Here is an 11,258-nt window from a genome sequence, read left to right as displayed (position 1 = left end):
TTCTTCGATTGTTTTACGAAGAAATTATTTGTATTTCTTGTATTCTATGAATGCATTAAATAATTACCGCCTTCACCAAAATCAAATGTAAAATCAATTGCTGTATTCATATCTTCTGTATAAGAAGCAGTGGTTACTACGGCACTCTCTTCATTATCATATTTTGTTTTCTCAGAAATTTGATGATTTTGAGTATCTAAAATATAAAACTTTTTATAATCATGAAAATCAATTTCATATGTAAGATGGTTTTTATTATAATCATCTATATTTACTAAAGACACTTTTTGATTATTTGGGTAAATAATTAAATGGCACTATTCAAAAAGAAAAAGCCTTTTCAGGCTCCTCCTCTTATTGTTCGAAAGTTTGTTGGGCAATGAGTTTGTTATAGTTTTCTTCATCTTCTTGGTTATCACGGACAACCTTAGATACTGTAAATGATGATGAGATCAAACCAACACATCCCATAAGGTAGTAACCCTTAACCATCAAAGGCTCTTTAAGGGTATAGAGGCCAACCAACATCAAGATTACGAAGAAGGCAAATGATGCCCAAGCCATCATGTTGAAAGATGTTGTGTTACGATACACTTTTTTCTTTACTTTGTTCATAAAGCTAGTCTCCTTTTATATACTAAGACCATTATACCAACAATGTAAGCCTTTCACAACTCAAAACATGAAAAGGCTCTCATATTTCCTTAACCTTCCAATTGTTCTGATAAGTCGCTCCACTCTTCCATCAGAGCCTCTTGATTGACTGATAACTCATCTAACTCTTTCTGCAAGTCAGATAATTCCGCTACTTCATTTGTTTCAAGCATGGCAGCAGTGATTTCCTCCAAGCGTTCTTCAATGGTCTCTAGCTCATTTTCAATTTGCTCAATGCGTCGGCTTAGTTTACGCATCTCTTTCTGATTGGCTTTTTGAGCTTGATAATCATTAGCACCTGCCGAAGCTACTTGAACCTCTTCTTGTCCTTGATTTTCTTCTGCCTCAAGTCGTGCCAACTCTTCAAGCTCAGCCTTCTTCTCAAGATAATAATCATAATCCCCAAGATAAATGGTTGCCCCATCCTCAGAAATTTCCATCACTTTGGTGGCCACACGGTTGATAAAGTAACGGTCATGGCTGACAAAGAGAAGCGTTCCATCAAAGTCAATAAGGGCATTTTCCAAGACTTCCTTGCTATCAATGTCCAAGTGGTTGGTCGGTTCATCCAGAATCAGGAAGTTATTGTTTTCCATTGATAGTTTGGCTAGGAGCAGACGAGCCTTTTCACCACCAGAAAGCATGGAAACCGACTTTTTGATATCATCACCTGAGAAGAGAAAAGCACCCAGACGGTTACGAATCTCAACTTCAGGGGTGGTTGCAAAATCATTCCACAACTCATCAAGGACAGTATTTGAGGGCGTCAAGGCAGATTGGGTTTGATCATAATAACCTACTTCAACATTGGCACCATAGGTCGACGTTCCCTTGATAAAAGGCAATTGCCCCACTACCGACTTGATAAAGGTCGTTTTACCAATACCATTAGGCCCTACAATGGCAATGGCATCCATCTTCTTAACATCCAGAGAAATAGGCTCCGAAAGAATCTCATCATCGTAACCAATGGCAGCATCCCTAACTGTCAAGACCACATTCCCAGAGACCTTGTCCGCATGGAAAGTCATATTGGCTGACTTTTGGCCTTCTGTTGGCTTATCCAGTCTTTCCATTTTCTCAAGTTGTTTACGACGGGCCTGGGCACGCTTGGTTGTAGAGGCACGGACAATATTACGATTAACAAAGTCCTCCAGCTTAGCAATTTCTTTTTGTTGCTTTTCGAAGTTTTTGGCTTCAGTGGCCAACTTTTCAGCCTTGAGATCCATGAATGTTGAATAGTTTCCGACATAACGATCCAAGCTATGTTTGGTCAAATCTAGGGTTACTGTCGCTACCTTATCCAAAAAATAACGGTCGTGACTGACAATGATTAGAGCACCCTGATAATTGATCAGGTAATTCTCCAACCAGGCGATAGTTTCGATATCCAAGTGGTTGGTCGGTTCATCCAGTACCAAAAGTTCAGGCTTCTCTAGCAACATTTTAGCCAAGGCCAGGCGGGTATTCTGTCCTCCAGAAAGATCTGAAATAGGCATCTCCCACATGCTTTCATCAAACTTGAAACCATTGAGAATGGCTCTGATATCAGATTCGTAAGTAAAACCACCTCTTTGTCTGAAATCCTCGGAAAGGCGGTCATAGTCGGTCATTAGCTTGTCCAAGTCTGCCCCAGTCAACTCAGCCATCTTCATTTCCATGTCACGCAGACGTTTTTCATCGGCACGAAGACCGGCAAAAACATTTAACATTTCAGCGTAAATGGTATTGCTAGACTCAAAACGACTATCCTGAGCCAGATAAGACAGGTTCAAATCACGTTTCGTATTAATCTCACCACTTGTCGGCGCTTCCTCTCCAACTAGGATTTTCAATAAGGTTGATTTCCCAGCACCGTTACGTCCAACAAGGGCAATACGATCTCGCTCATCCACCTGAATATTAATATTATCAAAGAGCACATCTCCTGAAAAAGAGCGCTCTATTTTGTTTCCTTGTAAAATAATCATAACGTTTTAATTATACCAAAAAAGCCAAGCTCTTGCTTAGGCTTCCTTACTTTCTTTCAAGATGCTTGCTACCTTAGTATTTATCAAATCGATAGCAACAGTATTTGTGACACCTTCAGGAATGACCACATCCGCATAACGTTTCGTAGGTTCGATAAACTGGTGGTACATTGGTTTTACAACACTGATATACTGCTCAATAATACTATCCAAGCTACGACCACGTTCTTCCATATCACGCTTGATACGGCGAATAATACGAATGTCATCATCAGTATCTACAAAGAGCTTGATATCCATCAAATCACGCAAGCGTTTATCCTCAAGTACCAAAATCCCTTCAACGATAAAAACATCCTGAGGCTCCTGACGATAAGTCTTGGCACTACGAGTGTGTTGTGTATAATCATAAATCGGAATATCCACCGGACGCCCAGCAATCAACTCATTGATATGTTCAATCATGAGATCTGTATCAAAGGCAAAGGGATGGTCATAGTTAGTTGACACACGCTCCTCAAAAGTCAAATGAGACTGATCCTTATAGTACGAGTCATGTTCAATCATGGCAATTTTTTCATCTGGAAAATTGGATAAAATGGCACGAGAAACACTGGTCTTACCACCACCAGAGCCACCCGTAACCCCAATAATAATCGGTTTTTTAGGCATGGTAAATTCCTATCTAATAGAGTCTTTCTCATCTATTCTACACTAAATCATGATATAATAAAAGCAAATCCATATAGAAAATGAGACTTTTATGTTTACAAACTTTCCTGAACAATGGCAAGACCTCCTTAAAGAAAAAGAAATCACGACAGAAACTGCCATTCAAAAAGAACTCTTTGCACCAATTACAGAAGGGGACAATGTTTTAGGCATCAGCCCAACTGGAACAGGTAAGACTCTGGCCTACCTCCTCCCACTTCTCCTTTCTCTAAAGCCAAAAAAAGCTCAGCAATTGCTTATTCTAGCACCCAACTCTGAGCTTGCTGGACAGATTTTCGACGTAACCAAACAGTGGGCTGAACCACTAGGGCTTACTGCCCAACTCTTCCTGTCTGGTTCTAGTCAAAAACGTCAAATTGAACGTCTGAAGAAAGGACCAGAAATTCTTATCGGAACACCTGGCCGTGTCTTTGAGCTGATTAAACACAAAAAAATTAAGATGATGAACGTTAACACTATTGTACTTGACGAATTTGATGAACTACTTAGTGATAGCCAATACCATTTCGTAACAAAAATCAGCCACCATGTCCCTCGTGACCATCAAATGGTCTACATTTCAGCGACTAATAAAATTGACGATCAAGATCTTGTGGAAAATACTATTGTTTATGACTTATCTGACCAAGAACTTGACACTATCAAACACTATTATATTAGTGTTGATAAACGTCATCGTGTCGAACTTCTCCGTAAATTCTCTAATATTCCTGACTTCCGTGGACTTGTCTTTTTCAACAGTCTTTCTGACCTTGGCGCTACTGAAGAACGCCTCCAATTTAATGGGGCTTCAGCAGTATCACTCGCCAGTGATATTAATGTCAAATTCCGTAAAGTTATCTTGGAAAAATTCAAAAATCATGAGATTTCACTTTTACTAGGAACTGATTTATTGGCACGAGGAATTGATATTGAAAATCTTGAAGTGGTCATCAACTTCGATATTCCTCGAAATCGGGAAGCCTACACTCACCGTGCAGGACGTACTGGTCGTATGGGAAATGAAGGTAGTGTCATCAGCTTAGTAACCCATTCAGAAGATCTCAAAAAACTTAAAAAATTCGCCAAAGTTTCAGAACTGGTTCTGAAAAACCAAGAACTTCACGAAAAATAAGGCATGACAAAAGCACTTCAGTTCAAACGCTGAAGTGCTTTTAGCATATACGAATTAGGCTTTTTTACCAAAGTCCTCAATCATTTGTTCCATTTCTTCACGACTAGGTGTTGTCAACATGTAGAGGTAATCACCTTGCAACTCTGCAAAGGCAGCAGGCATGATTTTCTTAACCTTAAGTTGATCACGGTATTTGTCGAAGAGTTCTTCTTCTGAATAAGCGTAGTGAGAATTTGCACGACGTGATGTTGCCAAGCAGTAAAGTGGTTCAAAGTGAGATGCTGGGAAAGGCTCCCCAACAACGACATCCGCATAACCCTTGTACAAATCAATAGAATGAGCATAGTTATAAACATCAATAGTGAAACCACCGGCAGGACGATTATTATACTCAATTGCAATATAATCATCACCTTCACGGAAGAATTCAATATGGAAGAAACGTTCCTTCATACCAAATTCTTTGATAATAGCTTCACCATACTGACGTAACTTAGGATCCATATCCTTAAGAACGTAGTAAGAATTATCCATCTTGTAAAGCATCAAATCAAGTGGCGTGTGGGCATAATCAAAAGTTGTTGAGAAGACAATATTGCCATTACTATCCAACAAACCATCAAAAGTACAGATTTCACTTGAAGTCACAAATTTTTCAAAGAAATAAACTGTTTCATGATCCCACTCAGCCTTGAAATGATTGATATCGTCCTCAGTTTCAAGTTTGAATGTTGCAGCTGCACCGACACCGTTGTCTGGTTTAGCAATCATTGGAAGTCCGATTTCGGCTACAGCCTTATCCACATCCTCATCTGTCTTAACCACATCACCTGGTACAACTGGGACACCAGCCTTTTGGAAAAGCTTTTTCATTTCAGATTTGTATTTTGTCTTCTTGAGGTCCTCCGGCTTAGCACCAAATACATTAAACTGTTCACGAAGGGCTGCGTCCAATTCCAACCAGTATTCATTATGTGACTCGATACGATCGATTGGTCCATGTTTATAGAAGAGAAAGGCAACTGCACGTTTCACTTCATCCAAATTTTCCAAATTATCCACTCGGAAGTATTCAGTCAACGCATCTTTCAAAGGCTGATCCAATTGTTCATAAGGCTCTTGACCAATACCGAGAACAGTGATTCCCTTATTAGCAAGTTCAACAGTAAACTGTTGGAAGTTTTGTGGATAGTAAGGTGAAATAACAATATAATTCATTTCTGATTCCTCTTTTTTAGTTACTCAGTAGATAAGAAAATTATAGGTTCATGTTGTCAAGGAAATACGGCATCTGTTTACGCCACCATTCCCAATCGTGGGCTACATCGTACCCCCACTCAGAGAACCAAGCTGGAATATTCTTTTGTTCAAAAGCTTCCTTAAGTTTGTAATAAGAAGGAAGACCATCTTGTTCCCAGGCACCAAGACCTGTACACACAACAATTTCAGATTGACGATAACGATCGATAAACCAACCATCATTTTGATTCCAAATATAATCTGATGGTGAGTTTTGGTAAATAGCCTCATCTCCTCCGTATTCACCAACAAAGAAACGTGCATCATAAACACCACTAAGGGCTACTACTTTATTGAAAACATCTGGGTGTTGCAAGAAGAAATTAAGCGCATGGTAAGCACCCATTGAACAACCAGTTGTCATCATAGGATCAAACCAACCAGTCTTGTGTTTGATGAATGGAATGGCTTCTTGAATCACATAACGTTCATAAGCACGATGCATTTCTGCACGATCGTGTGGATTTTTCCAATCGCAAAGCCAGCTCTCACTGTCTACACTTGAAAGTGTAAAGAATTGCACACGCCCTTCTTCAATGAAGCGTTCACAAGCATTAATCATACCAAAATCATAGTATTCATTGTGACTTCCACCTGATGAAGCAAAAACTACCACAGGGATACCGGCGTGCCCATAACGATTAAGATACATTTCACGGTTCAATTGACCACTCCAGTGGCTAAGATGTTCGATATTCATAGTTTAAATCCTTTTCCTAAATTGCTATTAAATAGTTATGACAATAAAGACTAGTCCCACTTCTCAGCGAAAAAGCGTAAACAGTCTGGTAAATTCTCAGCCCATGCCTCTTCATTATGTTCAGCACCGGATTGAATGTGAATTTTGATATTCTCCAAATCAACACCACGGTCAATCAAATCATGATAATAACTCAGTGACGAATCAATATAAGCCTGCTTAATATTACCAGCCATCAGGGTCTTGTCCGTATCGTCAGCCTCCTCTGTCCCTACATAAATATAAACACGCTGATCAGAATCTAATTTTTGACGATCCATATAACGGTCAAAAGCGTCTTGATGCAACCAGTTAGCTGAAGAAAATACTCCTAGACACCCAATCTGGTCCTTATAATCAAGGCCCATAAACTGAGTGATGTTACCACCAAGTGAAGAACCAATCATGGCAGTGTGCTGGCGGTCTGAAAGAGTACGGTACTCTTTATCAATGAAAGGCTTCACCACATCCATGACAAACTCTGCATACTCAACTCCCTTTCCTCCAAACTGAACACCAGGAATATTAGACTCTTGATACTTCCATGCAGAATACTCATTCATACGATTTGGACCATCATTATCAATAGCCACTACAATCATACGAGAAATATCCGGATTACGCTTGAGAGTCGGAATAATTTTCCAAGAATAACCTGAAAATGCTTCCTTACTATAAAGAACATTCTGACCATCATGGAAATACACAACAGGGTAAGAACGATCTGTATCTGTTTCATAATTTTTCGGGAGAAGAACACGCACTCGTCGAAGTTTAGCAGTATATGGTACTTCCAACTCATGGGTTTTCATCACCAAGTAAAAATAAGATTTATTCATTATCAGAAAACTCACTCTATTCAAAATTTGACTCTATTATACCATATTTTTACAGAAAAAGAGCCTTATTACTAAGGCCCTCTTGACTTTTTTACAATTATTGACTAGCTTAACACTTAGTATTTTGCAATATCAAATACTGTTGATTTCACACGAGTCATAGCTTCAATAGAGTATTTCACACCTTGAGTACCGGCACCAGATCCTTTAACACCAAGGAATGGGAAGTTATCTGTACCACGTTGTGTTTTATTATTGATGTGAACTGTACCAACTTCAAGTTGTTCAGCAATAGCAAATGCACGTGGGTAATCTTGTGTAAAGACAGCACCTTGAAGTCCATATTCAGATTGGTTAGAAATCTTGATTGCTTCTTCAACTGAAGATACACGGATGAATGGCAATACAGGACCAAATGGTTCTTCCCAAGCAACACGCATATCTGTTGTTACATGGTCAAAGACTGTTGGATAGATAAGGTTTCCTTCACGTTTCAATTCAGTTTTAGCAGCAGCACCTTTTTCAACAGCATCATCAATCAAACCTTGTACAAAGTCAGCTGATTTAGTATCGATAAGTGGTGTAACACTTGCACTTTCTTCAGGCATACCAACAGTGATATTTGCAACCAAAGCAGTTACTTTTTCTACCAATGCATCAGCAACGCTATCCATTACAAGAACACGTTTGATAGCTGTACAACGTTGACCTGAGTAGTCAAAGGCACCTGCCACGATGTTTTTAGCAGTCAAGTCAAGGTCAGCATCTTCAAGAACGATAGCTGAGTCTTTACCACCAAGCTCAAGCATGATTGGACGCATTGCTGCCAAACGACCGATGTTTTCACCAACTGGAGTTGAACCTGTAAAGTTGATAAAGTCAACTGCTTTGTGTTCAACGATGTAGTCACCGATAACAGAACCACGACCTGTGATTGAGTTCAAGACACCAGCAGGGATACCAGCTTCAACAAATGCTTCAACCAAAAGAAGACCTGAGATAGAACCTTGTGTTGGTGGTTTGAAGGCAACAACGTCACCAGCGATCAAGGCAGGAGCAATTTTAGAACCAGCCAAGTTTACTGGATAGTTGAATGGTGAAATAGCAAGGACAAGACCTACTGGTTCACGACGAACAACAGCGATTTTTTTCTTGCTACCAGCATCAAAGGCACCACCTTCAAGTACTTCACCTTCCAAACGCAAACCTTCTTCAGCTGCATAGTGGATAATTTCAGCAGTACGAACAACTTCACCAATTGCAGATTTCAAACCTTTAGAAATTTCTTTAGAAAGAACTCGACCGATCTTATCAGCATCACGTTCCAAGATATCAGCTGCTTTATGAAGGTAAGCTGCACGTTCAGCGTATGAAAGCGCACGCCATGCTGGGAGTGCTGCTTTAGCTGCTGCGTAGACTTCGTCTACTTCAGCTTGGCTCATAGCTGGAACTGATCCAAGTTCCTCACCGTTTGCAGGTGCGTAGATAGTAATTGAATTTTCAGATGTTTTCCACTCACCATTGACATAGTTTTTGTATTGTTTAGCCAAGATAGTAACTCCTTTTATCTATTATAAAACCTATTCTATCATTTTTTTCCAAATATTCCAAGATTAAAACAAGGATTATTCAGAAAATTTTGACAAAAAATAATTAAAGTTCTTAACCTAGGTTAGACGTATTCTACTCCTAAAAAGACAATGAGTCAATTATTTTGTCTATGCAAAAAAAGCGAAAGCACAAGCTTCCACTTTTTTCTTATTAGTCTACGTTAACGTATTCTTTTGAAAGTTCAAGAACTTCTTCCATTGTTGAACATTCAGTAAGTGCGCGGTTAGCGTATTCTTCCATCTTAGCTGTGTCAAGTTTCTTCATCAAGCTACGTGTACGAAGAACAGATGTAGCTGACATAGAGAACTCATCCAAGCCCATTCCGACAAGAAGAGGAACAGCTGTTTGGTCACCAGCCATTTCACCACACATACCAGCCCATTTACCTTCAGCATGCGCAGCTTTGATAACATTGTTGATCAAACGAAGAATTGATGGGTTATATGGTTGGTAAAGGTATGAAACTTGTTCATTCATACGGTCAGCAGCCATTGTGTATTGGATAAGGTCATTTGTACCAATTGAGAAGAAATCAACTTCTTTAGCAAATTGATCAGCAAGCATAGCTGCAGCTGGGATTTCAATCATGATACCTACTTCAATGTTGTCTGCAACAGCAACACCTTCAGCAATCAATTTAGCTTTTTCTTCTTCGAGAATACCTTTAGCAGTACGGAACTCTTTCAACAAAGCAACCATAGGGAACATGATACGCAATTTACCGTGAACAGATGCACGAAGCAAAGCACGCAATTGAGTACGGAACATTTGATTACCAGTTTCAGAAATTGAGATACGCAATGCACGGTAACCCAAGAATGGGTTCATTTCTTTAGGAAGATCGAAGTAAGGAAGTTCTTTATCCCCACCGATATCCATTGTACGAACGACAACAGGTTTACCATTCATACCTTCAAGAACCGCTTTGTATGCCTCATATTGGTCATCTTCAGTTGGGAAGTCTTGAGAGTCCATGTACAAGAACTCTGTACGATAAAGACCAACAGCTTCTGCACCATTATCGTTAACACCTTCAACGTCTTTAGGTGTACCAATGTTTGCAGCCAACTCGAAGTGTTTACCATCAGCTGTTACTGTTTGAGCATCTTTAAGGAGAGCCCATTCAGCTTTTTGTTTAGCATAAGCTTCACCAGCTGCTTTAAACTCAGCAATTTGCTCTTCAGTTGGGTTAATCACAACTTCACCAGTAATACCTGAAACAGCCAAAATGTCTCCATCTTTTACAAGTTCAGTAATATTGTTTGTACCAAGAACAGCTGCGATTTCAAGTGTACGAGCCATGATAGCTGAGTGACTTGTACGTCCACCAATGTTAGTGACAAAAGCTTTAACAAATTGTTTGTTAAGTTGAGCAGTGTCTGATGGTGTCAAATCATGAGCAACAACGATTGATTCTTCGTTAATTGTTGCTGGGTTTGGCAATTTCTTACCAAGCAAGTTAGCAAGCACACGTTTTGTAACGTCACGAATATCCGCTGCACGTTCTTGCATGTATGGATTGTCTTCCATACCTTCAAAAATTGCAATGAACATGTCAGTTACTTCAGTCAAAGCAGCTTCAGCATTAACTTGTTTAGCACGGATAGTTTCTTTGATTTGACCAGTCATTTCTGGGTCAGCGAGAACCATCAAGTGAGCATCAAATACGGCTGCCGCTTCTTCACCAAGGCTTTCAACTGCTTTTTCACGGATAACAGAAAGCTCGTCCTGTGACGCCGCTAGAGCAGCATCTAGACGAGCCTCTTCTGCACTTGTATCTTCAACTATATTAGTTTCAAATGACAAATCCGGTTGAACAAGCAGATATGCCTTAGCAACTGCAACACCGTCAGATGCTGCGATTCCTTTAAGCATTTCTGTCATATTCTTATGCCAATCCTTCTTTTGTCATTGTTTCAGCGATTGCTGCGATTGCATCGTCAGCATCAGCACCTTCTGCAGAGATAGTTACGTCAGCACCTTGACCAACACCAAGGCTCATAACACCCATGATAGATTTAAGGTTAACTGCTTTACCTTTGTAATCAAGAGTGATATCTGAAGCAAATTTGCTTGCTGTTTGAACAAGCAAAGTAGCTGGACGTGCGTGGATACCTGTTTCTGCTACAATGTGGAAATCTTTAGAAGCCATAATGGATTCTCCTTCTTAATTTGGAATATTTGAGTTATCGATGATAACCCTTACAATTTAGAATTATAACATAGCTAATTCATATTATCAAGGTTAAAACATACTTTATGAAAAATTTCCTAAGGGTTTCTTCTCATTTAGTCATGTC

General features: G+C 39.5%; 11 protein-coding genes. 1 reads left to right on the top strand and 10 read right to left on the bottom strand.

The genetic code is table 11. The features are described 5' to 3' along the window. Positions 1-44: 44 nt before the first annotated feature. From HMPREF0848_RS02135 to udk, 4 genes are all read right to left on the bottom strand, one after another. The gene (locus tag HMPREF0848_RS02135) at positions 45-284 is read right to left on the bottom strand and encodes a hypothetical protein (RefSeq protein ID WP_008534312.1); all 240 of its coding nucleotides are present in this window, start codon (positions 282-284) and stop codon (positions 45-47) included. A 70-nt stretch (positions 285-354) separates the two neighbouring features. Next, entirely contained in the window at positions 355-615 is a 261-nt protein-coding gene (locus tag HMPREF0848_RS02130; protein WP_008534311.1) for a YiaA/YiaB family inner membrane protein, read from the bottom strand. Positions 616-704: 89 nt separating this feature from the next. Next, the gene (locus HMPREF0848_RS02125) at positions 705-2,624 is read right to left on the bottom strand and encodes an ABC-F family ATP-binding cassette domain-containing protein (protein WP_008534309.1); all 1,920 of its coding nucleotides are present in this window, start codon (positions 2,622-2,624) and stop codon (positions 705-707) included. Positions 2,625-2,660: 36 nt separating this feature from the next. Further along, positions 2,661-3,296 (bottom strand): uridine kinase, encoded by a 636-nt coding sequence (gene udk / locus HMPREF0848_RS02120; protein WP_008534308.1) that lies wholly within the window; start codon positions 3,294-3,296, stop codon positions 2,661-2,663. A 91-nt stretch (positions 3,297-3,387) separates the two neighbouring features. Here udk and HMPREF0848_RS02115 point away from each other — a divergent pair, with 91 nt between their 5' ends. Then, the gene (locus HMPREF0848_RS02115; protein ID WP_008534307.1) at positions 3,388-4,470 is read left to right on the top strand and encodes a DEAD/DEAH box helicase; all 1,083 of its coding nucleotides are present in this window, start codon (positions 3,388-3,390) and stop codon (positions 4,468-4,470) included. Positions 4,471-4,524: 54 nt separating this feature from the next. Here the strand turns inward: HMPREF0848_RS02115 and HMPREF0848_RS02110 are convergent, their stop codons facing one another. From HMPREF0848_RS02110 to HMPREF0848_RS02085, 6 genes are all read right to left on the bottom strand, one after another. Next, a complete protein-coding gene (locus tag HMPREF0848_RS02110) occupies positions 4,525-5,688 on the bottom strand; it encodes an ATP-grasp domain-containing protein (protein ID WP_008534306.1) in 1,164 nt (387 codons plus the stop codon). Between the two features lie 40 nt (positions 5,689-5,728). Further along, positions 5,729-6,469 (bottom strand): esterase family protein, encoded by a 741-nt coding sequence (locus HMPREF0848_RS02105; protein WP_008534305.1) that lies wholly within the window; start codon positions 6,467-6,469, stop codon positions 5,729-5,731. 50 nt (positions 6,470-6,519) lie between these two features. Further along, positions 6,520-7,347, bottom strand: a complete 828-nt coding sequence (locus HMPREF0848_RS02100) for an alpha/beta hydrolase (RefSeq protein WP_008534304.1) — start codon at positions 7,345-7,347, stop codon at positions 6,520-6,522. A gap of 116 nt (positions 7,348-7,463) precedes the next feature. After that, on the bottom strand, positions 7,464-8,897 hold the full coding sequence (locus HMPREF0848_RS02095) for an NADP-dependent glyceraldehyde-3-phosphate dehydrogenase (RefSeq protein WP_008534303.1): 1,434 nt from the start codon (positions 8,895-8,897) through the stop codon (positions 7,464-7,466). A 211-nt stretch (positions 8,898-9,108) separates the two neighbouring features. Further along, on the bottom strand, positions 9,109-10,842 hold the full coding sequence (ptsP, locus tag HMPREF0848_RS02090) for a phosphoenolpyruvate--protein phosphotransferase (RefSeq protein ID WP_008534302.1): 1,734 nt from the start codon (positions 10,840-10,842) through the stop codon (positions 9,109-9,111). A gap of 4 nt (positions 10,843-10,846) precedes the next feature. Then, on the bottom strand, positions 10,847-11,110 hold the full coding sequence (locus tag HMPREF0848_RS02085) for a phosphocarrier protein HPr (protein WP_002884015.1): 264 nt from the start codon (positions 11,108-11,110) through the stop codon (positions 10,847-10,849). Positions 11,111-11,258 lie beyond the last annotated feature (148 nt).

The organism is Streptococcus sp. C150 (assembly GCF_000187445.1).
Classification (GTDB): domain Bacteria; phylum Bacillota; class Bacilli; order Lactobacillales; family Streptococcaceae; genus Streptococcus; species Streptococcus raffinosi.
This window is presented reverse-complemented; position numbering and strand designations above follow the sequence as displayed.